Annotated in this window: 18 protein-coding genes; 3 read left to right on the top strand and 15 right to left on the bottom strand. The window is 39.9% G+C overall.

Annotated features, from left to right (window positions below):
• Window positions 1-23: 23 nt before the first annotated feature.
• Window positions 24-659: a YczE/YyaS/YitT family protein gene (locus tag A5886_RS02850; RefSeq protein ID WP_086273548.1), complete on the bottom strand. Its 636-nt coding sequence runs from the start codon at window positions 657-659 to the stop codon at window positions 24-26.
• 187 nt (window positions 660-846) lie between these two features.
• Here A5886_RS02850 and A5886_RS02845 point away from each other — a divergent pair, with 187 nt between their 5' ends.
• Window positions 847-1,875: a tetratricopeptide repeat protein gene (locus tag A5886_RS02845; RefSeq protein ID WP_143353751.1), complete on the top strand. Its 1,029-nt coding sequence runs from the start codon at window positions 847-849 to the stop codon at window positions 1,873-1,875.
• 104 nt (window positions 1,876-1,979) lie between these two features.
• On the opposite strand, the gene A5886_RS02840 is transcribed toward A5886_RS02845, so the two are convergent.
• A complete protein-coding gene (locus A5886_RS02840; protein WP_086273546.1) occupies window positions 1,980-2,633 on the bottom strand; it encodes a DUF4767 domain-containing protein in 654 nt (217 codons plus the stop codon).
• Between the two features lie 222 nt (window positions 2,634-2,855).
• Here A5886_RS02840 and A5886_RS02835 point away from each other — a divergent pair, with 222 nt between their 5' ends.
• Window positions 2,856-3,176: a DMT family transporter gene (locus A5886_RS02835; RefSeq protein WP_086273545.1), complete on the top strand. Its 321-nt coding sequence runs from the start codon at window positions 2,856-2,858 to the stop codon at window positions 3,174-3,176.
• 67 nt (window positions 3,177-3,243) lie between these two features.
• Here A5886_RS02835 and A5886_RS02830 read toward each other — a convergent pair whose 3' ends face one another.
• Together A5886_RS02830 and A5886_RS02825 are read right to left on the bottom strand one after the other, a co-directional pair.
• A complete protein-coding gene (locus A5886_RS02830) occupies window positions 3,244-4,437 on the bottom strand; it encodes an ATP-binding protein (RefSeq protein WP_086273544.1) in 1,194 nt (397 codons plus the stop codon).
• Window positions 4,438-4,559: 122 nt separating this feature from the next.
• Window positions 4,560-4,877 (bottom strand): nucleotide pyrophosphohydrolase, encoded by a 318-nt coding sequence (locus tag A5886_RS02825; RefSeq protein ID WP_086273543.1) that lies wholly within the window; start codon window positions 4,875-4,877, stop codon window positions 4,560-4,562.
• A gap of 268 nt (window positions 4,878-5,145) precedes the next feature.
• Between A5886_RS02825 and A5886_RS02820 the strand changes: the two genes are divergently transcribed.
• Window positions 5,146-7,500 (top strand): HAD-IC family P-type ATPase, encoded by a 2,355-nt coding sequence (locus A5886_RS02820; RefSeq protein WP_086273542.1) that lies wholly within the window; start codon window positions 5,146-5,148, stop codon window positions 7,498-7,500.
• A gap of 71 nt (window positions 7,501-7,571) precedes the next feature.
• Here A5886_RS02820 and A5886_RS02815 read toward each other — a convergent pair whose 3' ends face one another.
• The 11 genes from A5886_RS02815 to A5886_RS02765 form a co-directional block, all read right to left on the bottom strand.
• Window positions 7,572-8,423, bottom strand: coding sequence for a helix-turn-helix domain-containing protein (locus A5886_RS02815; RefSeq protein ID WP_086273541.1), 852 nt, complete (start codon window positions 8,421-8,423; stop codon window positions 7,572-7,574).
• 378 nt (window positions 8,424-8,801) lie between these two features.
• The gene (locus A5886_RS02810; RefSeq protein WP_086273540.1) at window positions 8,802-10,496 is read right to left on the bottom strand and encodes an oleate hydratase; all 1,695 of its coding nucleotides are present in this window, start codon (window positions 10,494-10,496) and stop codon (window positions 8,802-8,804) included.
• Window positions 10,497-10,532: 36 nt separating this feature from the next.
• Window positions 10,533-10,667 carry a methanol dehydrogenase gene (locus tag A5886_RS02805; RefSeq protein WP_086273539.1) on the bottom strand — a complete coding sequence of 45 codons (135 nt, stop codon included), beginning with the start codon at window positions 10,665-10,667 and terminating at the stop codon, window positions 10,533-10,535.
• A 180-nt stretch (window positions 10,668-10,847) separates the two neighbouring features.
• Complete coding sequence (locus tag A5886_RS02800) at window positions 10,848-12,578, bottom strand: phospho-sugar mutase (protein WP_086273538.1); 1,731 nt, start codon at window positions 12,576-12,578, stop codon at window positions 10,848-10,850.
• A gap of 2 nt (window positions 12,579-12,580) precedes the next feature.
• On the bottom strand, window positions 12,581-13,642 hold the full coding sequence (locus A5886_RS02795) for a BtaManbiosPhlase (RefSeq protein WP_086273537.1): 1,062 nt from the start codon (window positions 13,640-13,642) through the stop codon (window positions 12,581-12,583).
• Between the two features lie 11 nt (window positions 13,643-13,653).
• Window positions 13,654-14,550, bottom strand: a complete 897-nt coding sequence (locus A5886_RS02790) for a DUF1861 family protein (protein ID WP_086273536.1) — start codon at window positions 14,548-14,550, stop codon at window positions 13,654-13,656.
• A 24-nt stretch (window positions 14,551-14,574) separates the two neighbouring features.
• Entirely contained in the window at window positions 14,575-15,579 is a 1,005-nt protein-coding gene (locus A5886_RS02785) for an ABC transporter ATP-binding protein (RefSeq protein ID WP_086273535.1), read from the bottom strand.
• The gene (locus A5886_RS02780) at window positions 15,572-16,597 is read right to left on the bottom strand and encodes an ABC transporter ATP-binding protein (protein ID WP_086273534.1); all 1,026 of its coding nucleotides are present in this window, start codon (window positions 16,595-16,597) and stop codon (window positions 15,572-15,574) included. Before A5886_RS02780 ends, A5886_RS02785 begins: the two co-directional genes overlap by 8 nt.
• Window positions 16,590-17,450: an ABC transporter permease gene (locus tag A5886_RS02775; protein ID WP_086275965.1), complete on the bottom strand. Its 861-nt coding sequence runs from the start codon at window positions 17,448-17,450 to the stop codon at window positions 16,590-16,592. Before A5886_RS02775 ends, A5886_RS02780 begins: the two co-directional genes overlap by 8 nt.
• Window positions 17,451-17,452: 2 nt before the next feature.
• Window positions 17,453-18,433, bottom strand: coding sequence for an ABC transporter permease (locus A5886_RS02770; RefSeq protein WP_086273533.1), 981 nt, complete (start codon window positions 18,431-18,433; stop codon window positions 17,453-17,455).
• Window positions 18,434-18,535: 102 nt separating this feature from the next.
• Complete coding sequence (locus A5886_RS02765) at window positions 18,536-20,344, bottom strand: ABC transporter substrate-binding protein (protein ID WP_086273532.1); 1,809 nt, start codon at window positions 20,342-20,344, stop codon at window positions 18,536-18,538.
• Between the last annotated feature and the right edge of the window lie 82 nt (window positions 20,345-20,426).

The following is a 20,426-nucleotide window of genomic DNA, read 5'->3' as shown; positions in this document are numbered from 1 at the left end:
GCCCATGATGTTCAACCTGAAATTTATTTGAATATCGCTTTTTTGATCGTCCGTTCAATAAATGGTTGAGAAATATAATCATCCCAGAATTGAATCAGCGGACCCACTAAAAAGGCACTGATAAATGTCCCAACACCAATCGGACCGCCCGTAAATAACCCTAACAAGGCAAAAGCAACGTCTTGGATCACCCGTACCACACGATAATTGGCTTTGGTTTGATCGACGATCGTTGGCGCAATCGCATCATAAGGCGCACTCCCCAATTTTGCGGACATATAAAAGGACGCACCAAAAGTGAAAAATAAGATACCAATCACTAGAAAGATGCCTTGTTGAATCCAGTTATTTGGACCAACCTGAAATGTATCAAAGACCATCGTATAAAAATCAATAAAGAATCCTGTCAGAACCATATTGATCACGGTCCCGATGCCAATATGACGCCGCCCAAAAATAAAAATCAAGATCAACACGACAATATTGATCATCAATTGATAGATACCCAAAGATAGACCCAATAATCCTCCCACACCAATATTTGCTGCAGTATAGGGATCGAGTCCCACACCGCCTACACGTAAAAGTGCTGCCCCTAACCCTAAGATTGCTACACCAATCAATGCGTAAAGGGAACGCAACCACGTTTCTTTTTTCATTCAACCGCCGCCTTCTCTTTTCTTTTTAGTATAACGATAAACAATGGAATTGGGAATTTGAATGCTTGATCTAGGCACACAATCAAAATCAGCTAAATACATGAAAGCTGTTTCCTTATCTAGGCTATTATGTGCTATGCTTAGGCAACACAAAAGCATTGACATCAATCTTGAGAGGAAGATTCCCTTGAAATTATCCCCCATGAAACCTGAACAGTACCAACATTACCTATCTCACGCCATCAAAGAATATGCCAAAGACAAAGTCACGGCGGGAACTTGGTCACAAGATGAAGCCATCGCTTTATCTACGGAAAGTTTCACTCGTCTGTTGCCACAAGGACCAGACACCAAAGACAATTATTTGTTTTCTATCCTGCCTGATGAACACGCTGAGCCGATCGGTACACTTTGGCTCAACGTCGCGCAGGAAAAAGCCTTCATCTACGATTTTGAAATCGATGAAAGCTATCGTGGCCAAGGCTATGGCAAACAATCCTTACAGGCAGCCGAGCAATGGGCGCTGCAAAACCACCTAACGGAAATCGGTTTGCATGTTTTTGCCCACAATCAGTCTGCTCATCACCTGTATAAGAAAATGGGCTACGTGGAGACCGATATTTCTATGGTTCGGCATTTACCTGCGGACGATCCAATGAAGGATGTTGATCCCGTTACTAGCACCGGCTTAGATCAACAGCTTCAGCACTTGATTGCACAAAGAGAAACCGCCCGGAGCACCCAAGACACCGAGCTGCTGCAGCAGTGTTTGCATGGGCTTAAAGCATTGCAGAAAGAAGCACCAAATAACGCCATGATTCATTATCAAATCGGTATTTGTTTTGACAACCTTGGATTTACGTATGATGCGATTCCATGCTATAAACTAGCAATGACATTAGGCTTGCCCAATCATGACCTGCGCCGCTGCTTCCTCGGTCTGGGCAGTTCTTACCGCGTAACAGGACAATATGCAGAATCATTGGCAACGCTAGAAAAAGGGACAAATCAATTTCCCGACTATAAGCCGTTGCAGTTGTTTTATGCGTTGGCATTATTTAACACCCAACAATTTGACCAAGCGTTGGCACAGACTTTCACCACATTATTGCCCGACAATCAGGACCCAGATATTCAGTATTTTGCCAAAGGATTGCAGTTTTATGCGAGCCACTTGGATGAACAATGGTCGCCTGATAGGTACGATGAAAAATAGCCTTTTGACACAACAAGGATGTCCATATCGATCCAAACAAAAAGATGTGCGTTGGCACATCTTTTTGTTTGATTCAATTATTCTATACCACTCAAACCTATTGTTTAATCACCCATCACAATATCTCGAAACCCATCTTTCAACGCTGCATTTTCGGTTTCAGAAAAATACAAATAATTCTGTTCATTGCCTTGGTTTTGACTCGTGACCAATACCATTGGTTCCCCCTGATGAATCGTAAAGAAGTAGACATGTTTTTCTAAATAATCTTGCGTCTCAGCATCAGAATAGACAGCGACCAACGTATACTCTGCCTCTGATTCACCAGTTTCTGACCATGCAATATCGATTGGTGTGCCATCGATCACCGCCTGCCATTTATCTGACCCACTTAGCACGCCATCAGGCAAAGCCAACCCGTATAAATCAACAGTATTTCCTGGGCTATACGCTTGATAACGTTGCTCCATCTCCGTGCCCCAATCCTCCATGAAATCGGCCAATTGATCGGCCTTTGTTTCATTCCAACGTGTCGTTTGCTCTTCAGTTTCTGTGCTTGACGTTTGCGTTGTTTGCGTTGCATCCGCTGTACTGGCTGTGGTGCTCATTTCCGTCGATGATTGGCTAGCCATCGTGGAGGAAACAGAGGATTCACTACTCGTTTGGCTACTGGTACTAGATGAATTGGTTGTACTACCTCCACAGGCAGCCAATAACAATAGCGTTGGCAACATCCACAAAGCTGTAATTTTTTTCATCTTTTCCACCTCGTCTTTTTTTACTATATCACTATTATACGGTATCGAATGGGATCGAACAAATCATACCATTTACGCTTTGTTTGACCCAACTGACTAAATGTGCAATAATAGCTTCATTATAAAAAAACGTCACCACCGGGTGATCCAAGTATGTAGCCAACTCTTTAGGTCTTGTAGAGTGGTTAGATGCTTTTTTTTATGTATAAGGAGGAATGTCAGATGACATGGTTCTATTTAGTATTGGGTGGTTTATTCGAAGTAGTATGGGCAAGTACGATGAAATTGAGTAATGGTTTTACACATCTTTGGTACAGTCTTGCCACAGTGATTGGTATGGTCTTTAGTTTTGGGTTCTTGGCATTAGCGGTCAAACAACTGCCATTGAGTATCGCTTATCCAGTCTGGACGGGCATCGGTGCAGTCGGTTCGATTATCGTTGGGGTGATTTTGTTCAAAGATCAATTGTCACTTTTGACCTGGTTTTTCGTGGTGTTATTGATTGTGGGGATTCTTGGTATTAAGTTTACGAGTGGACATTGAAATAAAATAGATTATGAAGCAAAAAAACGAACCTGAAAAGCGTTCGTTTTTTTCGCATACGTTTCGTCTACTCTGATAACAACCAATCCACTATATAAACAATTGGAATTCCATCCACTTGAGTGACTTCACTGTATCTGCCAGTGATGACTATTTTTTGATAATTGTCTTTGATATGCAGCAGGTTGTCGGTTTCGTGAGAATTATCCGGCAATTGATAGGCCACTTGGATATACAATGTTTCGTCCAATCTTCTGGCAACAAAATCAATTTCTTTATGATTGATTTTGCCTATATCGACTGTATAGCCTCTGCGCAACAATTCCATAAAGACAATATTTTCTAATCTATTGCTGTAATTACCATCTTTCTTGCCAACCGCATGCCTTCTCAAACCCGCATCAACAATAAAGTACTTCCCATTTGTTCTTAAAAATTCGCGACCTCGAATGTCGTATTGACGGACTCGATAAAACAAAAAACCACTTTCCAGCAATGCTAAATAACGATTGACTGTATGATTGGATGTGTCGATGCCTTCACTTCTAAGTGTATGGGCAATTTTTGATGTATTGACCAATTGACCAACATTATCTGCTAAAAATCGAACGATTGATTTCAATATTTCAGCGTCTTTGATACCCGCTCTCAAAGCGACATCATTCAAAATAATTGTGTCAAAGATGCCTGATAGAATCGTATCTTTAATCGACTGATCAGCAATCACGACACTCGGAAAACCACCAAACATCTCATATTCTTGATAGGCAGAATCCACATGACGCGTATCTTTGTCGATTTGTTTAACAGTCAGAAATTCTTGGAAAGACAAGGGATAAATAGGAATCTCGATATACCGCCCACTCAAAAGGGTGGCTAATTCTCCTGATAACATATTGGCATTTGAACCAGTGATCACAATATCACTATTATAACTCACCCGCACCCCATTGATGACCCTTTGCCAACCTTGAACTGCCTGTATTTCGTCTAACAAAAGATAAAACTTCTTTTGGTCTTTTGGTAATAATGCAGCCAACTTTGCATGGAGTTTTTCTTCAGTATTAATCATTTGATAGTCGAAACTCTCGAAATTCATATAAATAATATGATCATCCGGAACGCCTGATTCAATCAAGTAATCTTTATACAGTTGTAGTAACACAGACTTTCCAGCGCGTCGCACGCCTGTAATCACTTTGATAAAATCGCTATCCTTAAACTGAATCAATTGTGAAAGATATGCAGGTCTTGAAAACATGGAATCTCCACCTCAACTTCCAATTTTGATATATTTTACCATTATTTGAAGTTAACTTCAAATTTTCCGGAATTCCAAGTTTTTTTGAAGTTAACTTCAAATTTAACAAAAAAATATCTCCCCTATTTCAAACCTCGACTCTGATCGACGGGATACTTTCTATTGTTCTTGATCAGTTTTTCTTGAATGATCGTATCGATATCCAGCTTTAGATTATCCGCCAACATGTAACTATAAATCAGCACATCCGCGATTTCTTCTTTTAAGTGTTCAAAATCTGCCAAAGCTTCTTCTGATGTTTTCCATTGAAAAATTTCCAGCAACTCTGCGGCTTCGATTGAAATCGACAAAGCCAAGTCTTTTTCATTATGAAACTGACGCCAATTACGGTCATCTCTAAATTGATTGATACGGTCCATTGAAGTTTGTTTGTTTTCCATGTGTGATACGCTCCTTTTGCTGGCTGAATGCCTCTCTCACACCATACCTCATTTTCTACAAAAAGTCCTCACCTTACTTACATCACCTAACAACCAAGTGACAAAAATGAAACGACTGCTCCCTAGCAGAGTATGCTATATTTTACACAGTACATTTATTTTGTTCATAAAAGTCAGAAACATAATCATAGGATATATCCCCTACCCAAGACCGATTACAGCTTTCATCCAAATCGGTAGACTAATTAGTAGACAACATACAGAAAGGATGAGTAGGATCGAACACAAAGATGCACGTGGATTGACGACAGCAGAAGTAAAAGCGCGTGTGCAACGCGGGGCCGTCAACAAAACAAAAAAAGACCATTCAAATGGTTATCCAAAAATTATATTCACCAATATATTCACTTTTTTCAATTTGATCAATACACTGCTGTTTTTCCTCGTCTGCTTAACAGGGGCCTACCAAAACGGGTTGTTTGTTTTTGTGGTTTTCAGCAATGTCATCATCAACCTATTTCAAGAAATCCGCGCAAAACGAACCCTTGATAAAATGGCTTTGTTAAAAGTAGCCAAAGTCGATGTCTATCGCGACGGTGTTTTGGCAAACTTGCCGATTGAAAAGCTGGTTTTAGACGATCAAATCGTATTGAAAAGCGGAGATCAAGTACCGACAGATGCCAAAATCATCGAAGGTACGCTGGAAGTCAATGAATCGCTGTTGACGGGTGAAGTAGATAGTATTTATAAACAAACAGCAGATTCCTTGTTCTCTGGTAGTTTCATCACATCAGGGGAAGCCGTCTGCCAAGTGACCCATGTCGGCGCAGACAATTATATCGAAAAAATCAACAAAGAGGCCAAATCCAGCAAGCGCCAGACGTACTTGATCCAAGGCAGCTTAAACAAAATCATCCGTTGGATCAGTTTGATACTGGTACCGCTATGCAGCCTTTTGTTCGTGAAACAATATCTATTCTCACAGGCGTCCTTCAATACCGCAATTTTGCGGACCGTGGCCGCAGCGGTGGGCATGTTTCCCGAAGGCCTCTTCCTATTGACCAGTGTGACCCTCACAATCAGTGCAGTCTACTTGGCCAGACGTCGTGTATTGGTACAAGAATTGAACTGTATCGATACTTTGGCACGGGTCGATGTGATTTGTTTGGACAAAACCGGCACGATCACAGAAGGAAAAATGACCGTGGAAAAGGTGATCCCTCTCGCTGCCGAAACAGACCTGACCGAGATCACAGGCAATCTGCTGGCCCACCTGCCGGATCAAAACCCAACAGCATTAGCCTTAAAGGAACATTTTGCGCCTGTATCCACCTTTACGATGACGCATGTGACCCCTTTTTCATCTGACCGTAAATTTAGTTGCGTCACGTTTGCTGAAAGGGGCACATACTTCATTGGAGCCGCGTCCATGCTGCTATCTGATGCCTATCAGTCAGTGTTGGACCAAGAACATGCCTTTGCCAGTGCAGGTCATCGCGTAATCTTACTGGCCCATAGCAAACAAGCCTACGAAACGGAAAAGACGTTGACAGACATTACGCCCTTAGGCTTCTTCCTATTGTCAGACACGATTCGGTCAGATGCCGAAACAACTTTGGACTACTTCCGGTCCCAAGGCATTCAATGTAAAGTCATTTCAGGTGATGATCCTGTCACTGTCAGCCAGATCGCGCAAAAAGTCAATTTACCAGGAGCTTCAGCGTATATCGATGTCTCCTCATTGACTGACGCTGAATTGAAGGAAGCTGTTGGCACGTACCAAATTTTCGGTCGTGTCACACCGCAACAAAAGAAAGCCATGGTGCTTTATCTCAAAGAACTTGGCCATACGGTTGCTATGACCGGCGATGGCGTCAATGACGTCCTTGCTTTGAAAGCATCTGATTGCTCGATTGCAATGGCTTCAGGTGTAGATGCTGCCCGACAAGTATCGAATTTGGTGTTACTGGACAATCAATTTGCAGCACTGCCTTCCGTCATGGATGAAGGCCGACGGGTCATCAACAATATCACCCGCTCTGGTTCATTGGTGTTGGTCCAAGTGTTGTTCTCGATCATCATCACGATCGGTACATTGCTGTCAGGCACAACGTATCCTTTTGAACCAATACAATTAACCATGATCAATGCCTGCTTTGTCGGCATTCCTACATTCTTCTTGAACTTTGAACCTGATTTCAAGCGGATCAAAGGGGATTTCATGACAACGATTTTCCAAAACGCCTTTCCAACGGCGCTCACGATTTCGATTGGCACCTTGTTGATCATTAATGTGGGATACTGGTTCAATAGCAGCACACAAGCCCTATCGATCATGAGTATTATTTTTACAGCTTGGAACTATCGGCTGCTGCAAAGAAAAGTCTATCCGCCAATCAACCACTATCGGACGACGATTTTCTTTTGTACACAATTTTTCTACTTTGTCGCCTTGATTATTGGCCAAAACCTATTCAATCTAGGCAACACCACCTATATCAATATGATTTTACTGATTGCCCTCTTGAATTATGCTACCTATATGCACCGTTTTATTGAAAAATGGATGAAACAGCTGCATCGCCGCTACACCAAGAAGCGTGCCTTGCAAAAAGCATCATAAATCAGTTACTCGAAAAAAAATAGCCCAACATACCATTCTTCACTGGCATGTTGGGCTGTATTGCGTGTGTATCAACAATTATGAGCGACTAACACTTCTTCAATACCTTTTGCTACATCTTCATAACCCAGATAGGTCAAAATCGATCGCTCTTTTTCGACATCACTGATCGTAAATTGGTCTTTCTTTTCGATCACTTTACTAAAAATATTGCCGCAAATCTTTTCATACATATAGTTGGGATCATCCGTGTATTCAAACAGTTGTGCCAACAATTTAGGTCCATACGTATAATCCTTGCGAATCGCCACCAACAAAATCAATGCATTCAATAAAATGTGAGAGAAATCGCTGTGGATCGGCGACTCTTTGATAAATGTATGGATCCGGCGATTCAATCGATTCAAATTTCCATAGATATAGTCATTCGAAAAGGCAAACATACAACTGCCAAAAATTGAAATCTCAAATTTTCCCCACGTATCAATACTGTTTAAATAGTCGGTGATGTAGTCGATGCCAGACTGACTCCCCGCCAAGGTATGATGCTTCATATAATTGTATTCTATCGTAAACTGTTCTATTTTGATTTGAAAAAAGACATCTTCGGTCTCCGCATACTGCTCGGATAACTGCTGCAACAACGCCTGATACTTCACCTCATTGGGATGCATTAGCGCTTGTCTAAATAGACGGTCGTAGACTTTTTTGCTATCCATGCTAGGCATATCCAAACGATTGAGATATTCTTCATAGGTCACATTCAATTTAGAGAGAATCTGAGTCAGTTTTTCCGAAGACATGGATGTGCCTCTTAGTTCAAATTTGTTCAGCGTTTCTCGGCTCATGATTCCTTCAGCCAATCGAGCAATCGTGAAGCCCCGCTCTTCACGTAACACCTTGATTACTTCATTACTTTTCATGTTGCTACTCCTTTTATTTAAGGTACATTTCGTCACATTTCAAACCAAGTATACCTTAAGTTATGTATCCTTGGTATAGAAACAATAGCGCTTGCTGGGGAGTAAAAACGATCAGTGTTATTTCATCGGGGAATTTGTAACAATGGAATGTCTGTCGAAGAGGCGTCTTTGACAATTTCATTTGGTATCAAAACACGATTCGTCTGATTCTGAGTTCTATATGAAAATAATTTACTGTTATAAATTAGCTGACATATTCCAGAAAACTTACCCACACAGTTGTTTTATTGTTTGCAAAATCATCTATACCAAAAAAGCTGCACCCTTTTATTACAGGATAAAGGAAGCAGCTTTTTTGTGTGATGTCATGTCATTAGATCAAGCGAACATTTTCTTAGCTGCCCGCGCCAACGTCTTCAAATCTTTGTCATATCGTGGTGTTGGTACCAAGCGTGACATGGGGATACCCGCAAAATGAAATGCGGCGATTTCTCCTGAGCGAACAGCACTTTGTTCTGTGAAAATCATTTGATACGGTTGTTCAACAAACTCACCGGTAAATGCCAAGTTGGTTGCATGAGCTGGGATCACTTTTGGCCGATCACTTTTGGCGCGATTGTTAAATAAGGCTGAAGCATAAGGCATATACACAGGGATATTGTTGATAACACTCTCCATGATCAGCGCTTCCTTCTCACGGATATTCCCTGGTCCTGGATCCACTTTTGATAACTGACCAATCAACTCTTGAACCATTTCTTTCCCATTCATTTCTATATACGCTTTATTGACAAACTCGCCAATCCGTCGCGGATATAAGAAGTAGCCCCAAATCACGGTTTCATTTGGTTTTTGACTGGTAAAATGCGGTTGATGATGAACCACGATCGACATGTTGACGTCTTTTTGATTCAAAGCTGTGATAGGTGTAGTTGAAATAAACGAGTTCAACGCATTGCCTGGTTCTTGAGTGGTAATGCGTGTGATTTCATTCAGCAGCAAATGATCTTTGGTCGTCAACGTAAAACTGACCCACTCACTGGCATCACGATCAGCAAAGAATTTGTCTGGATTACCAACGTTGTAAAAACGTTCAGCAGCCTTTTTCCACAAGCTTGACGCTGCACCATAATCCATGTTTTCAGCCGCTGGTGTGTCGAAATCTCCCAATGTTGCTGAATCTGTGATGGATCCATTGGTAAAGATGACCGCCGTATCTTCGTCTACTGAAACAAATTCATCCGTATTGGTCTTTACATTGCGCATGTGCAAACCAGTGACCGTGATTTCATCTTGCATCGCAGTTTCTTTAAATGCCCAATCCGTCACCAATCGATCCAACACGATGTGACAACCTTGCTCTTTCAAATAATTGATCAACGGCAGCATAATACTTTCATATTGATTGTAGCGGGTCCGATTGACACCGACTAAATGTTCGATTTGGGTAAATTCATAGACCATTTGATGCATGTACCGACGCAATTCTTGCGCTGAACTACGGGTCCGAAATGCAAAGGTCGTTTCCCACATAAACCAAAAGTTTGATTCAAAGAATGCCGGATCTTCCTTGAAATATTCAGCAATTGTCACATTGTCGAGTTTTTCTTCCTCTGAATCTGGCATCATGATCATCTGTGTCAACAGCATGCGGCTTTTGTTATTCAGCCCTAAATGACCGCCATCAATAATCCCTTTCCCACCTTCCAACAACCGTGCTTTATCAAACGTCCGATGCTTGGCATCGAAATCGCGGGTGTCCTCGGCAGCCGTCATGTTGGGTTCAGTCGCAGAGGGAATCCGATCCAACAAGTCCATCAAATCAACATAGGTGCGATAATTTAACATCCGGCCACCGCGGGCCACATAACCTTTTTGATTCTCCATTGGGTGATGTTTATTCCAGTATTCATCTGCGACATCTTCAGTTGGTGCCCCATCATTTGATCCATGGTCATCGAGTGAATAAAAAGTGATTTGGTCGCCTTGCCAATGGCCTTCTTGAATCAGGTAAACAGCTGCTGCCATATTGGATAATCCTGCACCGATCATGATTGCTTTTTTCTTTTGCATTGTGCTTCCTCCTAATCGTTCGTCCACTACTTCTGGCTAGTTCAATGTTGAATCATATTCATCATATAACCAAGCATCATCCTCAAAAAAACCGGTCTTCTTCGCCAAATATCCAGCACCTGCCGCAACGATACCTAAGCCGATACCCAGTAAGATCATTTTTTTCTTCATGTGATTTCGCTCCTTCGTGTTTAGATGTTTTGTTCAACTTACGGATTCATCGTAGTCCTTAGGGTGAAATACTTCAAATGATAACCTTTGTGATTTTTTGAGAATTGGACAGTTGGGGGGATTTGTCAAAAAGAATGGGGAAAGCGATGACTATCACTTCCCCCATTCTTTTTTAGATATTTAATATATACTATCAGATTTCTCAATCAAATAACTAAAAGCATCTTTCAATTGTGATAAATTATTCCTAGATGCTTCTTCCGTCTTCGCATTGACAGAGTAATAGATTTTAAACTTGGGTTCAGTCCCTGAAGGCCTTAGACAAATCCATGATCCATCAGTAAATCGATATTTCAAAACATTAGATTTCGGTAAGCTCAGTGGTGTGATCAAACCTGAAGAATCACAACTTTCTGAAACAAGATAGTCTTCTTTCGATAATAACTGAAATGAACCTAATTTTTCAAAAGGATGAGTCCGAAAAAATTCAAGTTGTTGATTCATTGCCTTCAGTCCATCTTTCCCGGTAAACGAAACCGTTTCTAAATATTCTTGATAATAGCCAAATTCTTCCGCTATCCTATCCAAACGATCAATTAAATCTTGATTATTCAACTTGCAATCTAATGCAATTTCAGCAAGCAGTACGGCAGATTGAATCGCATCTTTATCTCTCACAAATGGTGCAATCAAGTAGCCATAGCTCTCTTCGTATCCTAGTAGGAACTCTTTATCCTGTTTCTCTTCGGATTGTTGGATTTGTTCACCAATAAATTTAAATCCTGTCAGAGTATTTCTGGTTTCTATTCCATATTGATTCGCAATTTTCTCCCCTAAATCAGAAGTAACAATTGTTTTAGCAATAAAATAGTCAGTCAGTGAATGTCCCTGACGTTGCTTTTCTTTAATGAGATAATCGAGCAATAAAACACCTATCTGGTTACCATTCAATAAATTAGGTTTTCCTTCTCTCATCACCACTGCACCTAGTCTATCTGCATCAGGATCCGTCGCAAATATAATTTTCCCTTCATAACTATTCGCAGCTTTTATTGCCAATTCAAAAGCATTTGGATCTTCTGGATTTGGTGAAAGAACAGTCGAGAAATTAGGATCAGGTACTGACTGTTCTGCAACAACATGTACCTGAGAAAAACCTACGTGCTCAAGGGCTTTTTGCATCAATTGGTTTCCAGCACCATGCAAGGGCGTATACACAATAGATAATCCCCCGCCAGATTGTTTAACTTGTTGTTTATTTTGGATGACTTCTGTTATGTTTCTTAGGTACTGTTCATCCATTTCTTCCCCAACATATTGAATTTGTTTTGACAATAGATAATTTGGCAGCGAGTCGGTTTGGATAGCTAATTCATTGGTCATGGTTGCTAAAATAGCTGCTAGTCTGTCTGCCGTTTCTAACGTGATTTGTCCCCCATCTGCTCCGTATACTTTAAATCCATTATATTCCTTGGGATTATGGCTTGCCGTAATCATAACCCCTGCAAACGCCTGAAATAATCGCACCATAAATGACAATTCTGGTGTTGGTCGCAATTGATCAGACAAAAAAACTTTGATATCATAACTAGCCAAAACACATGCTGTCCACTCAGCAAACTCTTTCGAAAAATGACGATTATCGTAAGATATAACAACACCTTTCTCTTTTCCATTTGATTCAATAACATATTTTGCTAGTCCAAGTGCAACACGTTTGATCGTATACTCATTGATTCGATTGGTGCCAACACCTAGCTCTCCTCGCATACCACCGGTTCCAAAAGACAAGTATCCATCAAAATGCTCTTCTTTGTCTTTATCATTCACTAAGGATGCGAGCTGTTCTTTGTATCTAGCAGCCAATGTTTGATTTAATTGCCACTCTTCAAATTTATCTTTCCACATCATAATTATTCCTCATCAAGTTGGCGTAGGATTTCTTTAATTGATAGGGTGCACCCTGCCATAGACGTGTCAGCTACCCCGTAGTACATGGTCAGTTTATCCCCTTCAACAATACCGCCGCAACCAAACACAACATCACCAAAAAAACCATTTTTTTCATACAGTGCATCTGGCTCCATAATTGGTTTCTTACTTCGCTTCAAAACGATTGTGGGATCAGCTAAGTCTAACAAAGCTGCCCCCATACAGTAGCGATGTTCCGGAGTCGCACCATGATAAATAACCAACCAACCTTGTGCTGTTTTAATTGGTACAAGACCTCCTCCAATCCGTCCGTTTTCCCAACTTTGTTCCCTAATACCTAATAGGTGCTGGTGGTTACCCCAGCTTTGCAAATCTGGGGAAGAAGCAATCCAAATATCATAGTTTCCAATACTTTTCAATGATGGCCTGTGTAATGCATAATAATTTCCATTGATTTTTTCTGGGAAAATCAATACATCTTTGTTTTCAGGTGCAAAGATATTCCCTAAGTCTTCATAGGTTTTAAAGTCTTTGGTCATCACCAATGAGTCACAGACACCTACAGGAGATACAGAACTAAAATTGATATAATAATTGTCTTCGATTTTTGTACAGCGTGCATCCTCGATACCATAGGTCTGATAGTTATTAAAAGGATAAAGGAAAGCTTCATCGTCAATTGTAAAATGATGCCCATCTTTACTTCGTGCAATCCGGATATAAGATAATGAGGTTAGATAAACAAAACTATCGAGCTTGTCTTTTTTACGAATCATTCTAGGATCTTCAAAATCGTAGGCATGATCATTTATATCAAATGAAATAATATCCATAGTCTTTGTCAACGTATTATATACAGGCGCTTTAATGATAGAAGGATCTTCTGAAATAGGTCGCTCTGCAACGCGTAACAACAAAATCACCTCATCATTGTATTCAGCTACACCCCCATTAAATGCTCCAATGACCTCATACCCTTCATGTAACGGCATTACATCCGTTGGTGTAATTAATGGGTTTTCTTCAAAACGTTCAATTTTCATATAGGTATCCTCTATCTAAACGGGTTTTCTATTTTTATTTTTTGTGCACCAGCGTCACTGATACCTGCAAAAAGCATTGCCTCATCATCTTTGATCTCTATACCTCCACTAAAAACAACGTCATAAAGATCTTCTCTTTTAGCGGGACCTTCAGCAAAATCTTTTCTTTCGGCAATAATTTTTGGTGATCTAATTTCAAATGATGGCACTTTTAGTTCAAATGTCAGCGCATAATAATGGCGGTTACCAAAATCATCAAACTTTGCGGCATGACCCAAAACAAACACTTTATCATCTATGCAATGGATCTCATTTGCACCACCCCATTCTTCATCTGAAAACTGATTTTCCAGTAGCGGTGCATGATCTATCGCTTTAATTGTTAATTGTCCTAAATGATCAACTATGCAAGCACCCATTTTACCTCGACCGCCCTTGTCTCCTTGTGGACGTGTTAAAACAAGAATTTGACCATTATTTAATTGCTTTATACGCAAATCTTTCATTCCCCAAGGTCCAGTGAATACTTTTTCCACTTCACTAATTGTGATTAACCGATAAAAAACTGTCCGCCAGTGGGCTTTGCTCTCTTCAAAATGGACTTCGACTCCACCTATAATCAATTGATTATCTATGAAAGTGACAAAGGGATCTTGTAATGGTAAACAAATTGCATCTGGCACCATCACCCAAATATTTTCTTTCTCTTCTTCAAAAAAACCAATCACCGACTGTTCATCATGGCGAGATTCGATCCGACCAGCAAGAAGTTCGTGATCATTGAATGTGAATGATGCGGTTATATTGTAGACATCTTTGTCTCCCACACCTATGAAGGTAAGTTTTTTTGGAGTAAATCGATTAGAATGGATTCGATGTTTTTCTAATAGTTCGTTTATTTGAATCATTTTGTGCTCCTTTTTTCAATTTGATTATACTGGATGGCCTATTTCATTTTCTTGTTGAAGATTGTCGATCTCCTCGGCAAAGAAACAGGCAACTTCCGTGTTATTACAATTCCTTAACAGTGGTTTATTTTGACTACAGGTTTCTTTCGCATAAATACAGCGAGGATGAAAAATACAGCCTTTGGGCAGTTGCTTGATATTGGGAATATCGACCCCTTTCAGCGGTAATGCTGGCATTTGCTGATGACCAATGTTGATTCCTTTTGGCACTGCTGCTATCAAGGCTCTGAAGTATGGATGCAATGGATTACTTGTTGCTTCGGTTATATCTGCTAATTCAACAATCTCACCTAAGTACATAACAATTAACTTACCATCATCCGAAATATACCTTGCTGTAGCTAAGTCATGAGTAATATATACAAAAGAAATACCGTATTTTTCATTCATTTTTCGTAGAAGTTTCAACAAAGAAATTCTTAAGGATACATCTACCATAGAAACCGGCTCATCAGCGACGATAATTTCCGGTTTTACCGAAATCGCTCGGGCAATCAAGATTCGTTGTCTTTGTCCCCCACTTAATTGATGTGGATATTTGTCTATAAAATGTGACGTAGGCGTTAAACCGACGTCCTCAAGTAATGCTGAAACTGTTTTGCGTGCTTCTTGTTCACTTTTAACGATTTTGTGCGCGACGATTGGCGCTTTTAAAGATTGATAAATTGTCTTGTAAGGATTGAGTGCGGCAAAGGAGTCTTGTTGTACCATCTGAACTTTCAAGCGATATTCACGATATTCTTTTTTGTTCATCTCACGAATGTTTTTGCCACGATAGCTGACGGTCCCACTAGTAGGCTGATGGATATCAACGATTACCTTTCCTAAGGTCGTTTTACCGCAACCGCTCTCCCCAACGACTGCCACACTTTCTCCTTCTTTAATCGTCAAATTGATTCCCCTCAAAATCATTTCTCCATGATTTGAAAAGGACTTATATAATTGGCTGATTTCGAGCAAATTATTCATCATGACTCACCCCTCGCATTTCATTTGCATGGGCACATCGAGCAAAGTGATTATTTGATACCGAGAATAATTGATTGCATTGACTTGATAGTCCTTCACAATTGATTTTTCTGGCCAATGAACACCGTGATTTAAACCGGCAAGTGCCATCAGCTTCTAACATATTGAAAGTAGCACCTCTAATTGATTGTCTAGTTTCGATTGAGTCTTCTAAGTTGGGAATTGCCTCTAATAAAGCTTGCGTATAGGGATGCCCTGGGTACTGTGCAACTTCACCAACTGGACCGATTTCAACAATTTGTCCTGCATACATGACTGCGATTCGATCCACCATAGAACTAACGATGGAGATATCGTGTGTGAGGAAAATAATGGTAATTCCTTTTTCGCGATTGATTTTTCTTAATATTTCTAAGATGTACCATTGTGTAATTACATCTAGTGCTGTCGTCGGTTCATCAAGAATGATGACCTTTGGATCTAGTAATAAGCTTAGTGCAATCAAAACACGTTGCTTCATTCCCCCGCTTAACTCAAATGGATACATTTTCAAAACACTTTTGTCCAACCTTACATATTCAATCAATTCCGTAATATGAGCCAGCAGTTGATCTTTTTGCCATTCCTTAACATGGGCTGCATAGGTTTCAATAAAATGTTCTTCGACTGTGATAATCGGATTTAATGCACTTTGTGCTGCCTGAAAAACTGTAGCCACTTCTTGCCAACGATAGGCCATTTCGTCTTTTAGACTTAATGTTAGTAAATCCACTTGCTTTTTTTCACCATCAATATAACAAACTTCGCCATCAATAATTTCTCCTGGTGTATCAATCAAGTTTAATATTGCGAAAGCCAACGTTGATTTCCCACTACCACTTTCCCCGATAATACCTAAAATCTCGCCACGTTCAATGGCTATAGAAACATCTTCTATTGCTTTTAATGGTCGTAATTCTTTTCCTTTTTTCAAATTAAAGCATACGGTCATATGATTGGCTTCGATAATTTTATCCATTCATTTCACTCCTGATCCTAGGGTTGAATGCATCTTCCAAACCTTTGGCAAACATGAAGCATGACGATTGAAAGATAACTATTCCGACAATAGGCGTCAGCAAATAGATCCATGCAGAGGAACCAAACATCGCGCCTGTCTTTGTCATCGCTAGATTCAACATGATTCCCCAGTGCTCACCTTTAAATGGTGCTAAACCAAGCAGCATCAGACCAACTGAAGCAAGTACAGATGCACGCATGATCAACACAAAATTGATGACAATGAAAGGAACAATACTCGGGAAAATATCTTGAAAAACAATATATTTATTACTCATCCCCAACATTTGACTAGCTAATATATAATCACTGTTTCTCAATGTCATGACTTGACTTCGAATACTTCTTGCCAATCCAGCCCAATTCCAAATAGCCAGTAAAAACCCGAAGGCCAAAACATTTCCAGCACTAATAACTAATGACAATGCCATCAATACTGGGAAAGAAGGAATCGTTAACACTACATTTGTGATTAACATTAAAATTTTGTCGACAATACCGCCAATATAGCCTGAGAAAATACCTACAAGTACGCCAATCAAAATAGAGAAGAATCCAGCACAGGCAGCAATCATAATGACATCTTTGGTTCCTAAAATGAATTGATAAAGAGTATCCCTTCCAGTGAAATCTGTCCCTAACCAATGATTCCATGAAGGACCTTGCAAGCGATTGGCATAATCTGCTGGGAGATCTCCGATCAACCATTCTCCGAACACAGCAAATCCGATCAATACTAGGAGGACATAAAAACCGAAGGCCGCTTGTCTATTGGCTAAAATAACTCTAATAAAACGCTTCAGCTCATCCAACATTATTTCCCCCTTCTTAATCTAGGATCCAAAATCCCATACAGACTATCCACAATAAAATTCGCACCCACAACAGTTACAATAATCATAAAGAACATACCTTGCATCAGCGGGATATCTCTCACTGCTATGGCTGTATTAAGGTAATAGCCAAGACCAGGATAAGAAAAAATATTTTCAATCAATGGTGCTCCGCCAAGAAGCATGCCAAATGTTGTTCCTAGTGTCGTAATCATCGGCAATCTGGCGTTTTTACCTACATATTTTCCGCGAATAACTTTATCGCTTAAACCACGAGCTCTTGCATACTTAATATATTCTTGATGCATAACGTTCATTGCACTTCCACGCATATTTAAAATCCAGTTTGCTAAATATACAATGAAAATCGCAGCAATTGGTAATATCCCATGAATAACAACACTCCAGATAAATGGTCCATTGAAACCAACCACAACGCGTGAAGCATAAGCTCCCCGACTAGGTAACCATGTCAATTGAACAGCGAAAATCGATACTAGGAAAAAACCGATAACGTAATCTGGAAAAGAGCCAATCATCGAAGTCAGCATTTCCGTCACCGCATTGATTTTTTTGTTTTTCGACCATGCAACAAATAACCCTATTTGAGTACCCGCAAGATAGGATAAAACAGTAGCAGTTCCAGCTGAAAAGAGGGTCCACGGTAATGCACTTAAAACAATATCCAATACAGGTGTTCGAAAACGTATAGACGTGCCCAAATCTCCACGAATCAGATGTGCGATAAAATGCCCAATTTGTTGGACAAGCGGTTGTGATGGATCATAGTTCAACATAGCAACCGCACGATTGATTGCATCAGCTTCGGAAATGCCTAGGGAACTTCGAAGCTCATTCGCCAAAATCATTACAGGGTCACCTGGCATGATTTTAATGATTAAAAATGTCATAAAGACGCCTGCCGCAATCGTAATAAAGACATTTGCTAGCTTTTTTTTCATGGTTTCATCCTTTCAATTTAAATTGCGGAATGAATGTCTCGTGTTCTATATTAATGAAACTAGGTAACTACTGTTCCGTCACCTAGTTTCACTAGTTAGTGGCTATTCAACAGTTGTTGTCATACTTTCTTTCATCGTTTCTTCAGAAATCAAAGAAGAAAACATTGTCTCACCCACACCTATAAACCTAGGATCTTGAATCAATGCATGAGGCTCTATATCAAAATTGATGGCTTCATTTAAAACACGGACAGGAAATCCTTTTTCTAAATATGGTATAAAGAGAATATTGTGATCAGTGACAGTCATCAACTCTTTCGTTACCTCAATAAATGTTTCCTCTTTACTATCAAAGAGTTTGTTCGTCAAACCAATCACGTCAATCTGTCCACCAGCATGATCTTCTAAGAAAAGTTGACCTGTTTCTTCTGTTGTTAAACCAAACAACCAGCTTCGACCTTTATATAATTGCTCATAGGTTCCATATGGATTTGCATACAGCATATTAGACGGCGGTGCGAATTCAATCGCTACCGTATGTTCCCCATTTCTAAGATATGCATCATAAGAAGCGCCTTCCATTGGTAAAAATGTAACGTCAAAACCAAAATTATTGAGTTCATTGACTATTGCTTCACCTGGTAGCAAAGCTGAGCCCCATCCATTATTGCAAGAAAAATCGAAAGCCACTTTATTGCCTTGTGCATCTATCCATGACCCATTTTCTTTTTTCCAGTCAGCAGCTAATAACACTTCTTCTGCTTTATCCACATTGTATGTCCTAGCATCTAGCGTTTGTACCGCCCAGTCTTCCAGACCAAAAACTTTCTGTAATGATACTGGCAATCCTGAGCTGCTGTTCTCACTCTCCATACTTCCTACTTCTGCCAATGGTAAAATTTCATCTGGATTTACTAAATAAGCAATCGCTTCTCTAAAAGCTCTTTCTTCAGCAAACTTCTGCGTGATATTAAATACCACAGACATTTGAGAATACTCCGGCAAATAAAACTCTTGGAAGAAAGGCAACTTGGTTTCAACTTGTTTAATTAAATCTTCTGTCATTCCACCACTATGCATATCTAAAGTACCATCAATCATGCTATTAGCAGCAACTTCTGGGGTGACTGCACGAATAATCGTCAATTCATCAATTCCTGTATCAGTATAAAAATGATCATTTCGTGTAAGTACTGCTTCACTGGTGGATAAATTACTGATAGCAAATGCTCCAGAACCAACCATATCAGTAATTTCAGGCATGTGTTCCTCTAATTCTTCGTTGATTTTTTGCAATTTTTCATTGCCCGCTTCGGAATACCAAAATGTATTGGTTTCGTCATGCCACTCTCGCTCATTATCCGCAACCTCTTGATATCGTTCAGCAAAAGCACCATAGGCATCTGTTTTTGCTGAAATTTTGACATCTACCAATAAGTTCATCATTAATTCACTTTCATTTTTAAAGTGAAAGATTAATGTATCATCTGAAATTGGTTCAATGTCTTCTAAGAATTCCCATAATTGCTTTTTCCCAATCCACATTTGATAGCTAGTTAAGACATCGTCTACGGTTAACTCAGTGCCGTCATTCCATTTGAGACCTTTTTTTAATTGAACAGTGATTCGATTACCATCTATTTGATAGTTATCGGCTAAGCGTGGTTTAAAATTTTCACCATCCGTTCCAACAGGTGTGAAAGAAAATAATGGCTCTTGTAGATATGGTTCAGCACCCCCACCTATATATCCACCTATATACGGATTTCCGTGGGCTGTTGGCGGCACAACATAGTCTCCATTAATGACTAATTTCCCTGTCTCTAAAACTTCGGCAGCCTCTTCACTTTCTCCACAAGCACTTAATAAAATAACGAATAAAAATGACATGCAAGCTATTAGTTTTTTCATGCTTCAAATCCCCCTTTTTTATAAAAAGCATTTTACATCTCTATTTAATTAAAAATATTTAATTCACTAGATATATAAACCG

It is taken from the genome of Candidatus Enterococcus testudinis (assembly GCF_002140915.1).
Classification (GTDB): domain Bacteria; phylum Bacillota; class Bacilli; order Lactobacillales; family Enterococcaceae; genus Enterococcus_D; species Enterococcus_D testudinis.
The sequence above is the reverse complement of the archived record's forward strand: the minus strand, read 5'-3'. Positions and strand labels throughout refer to the sequence as shown.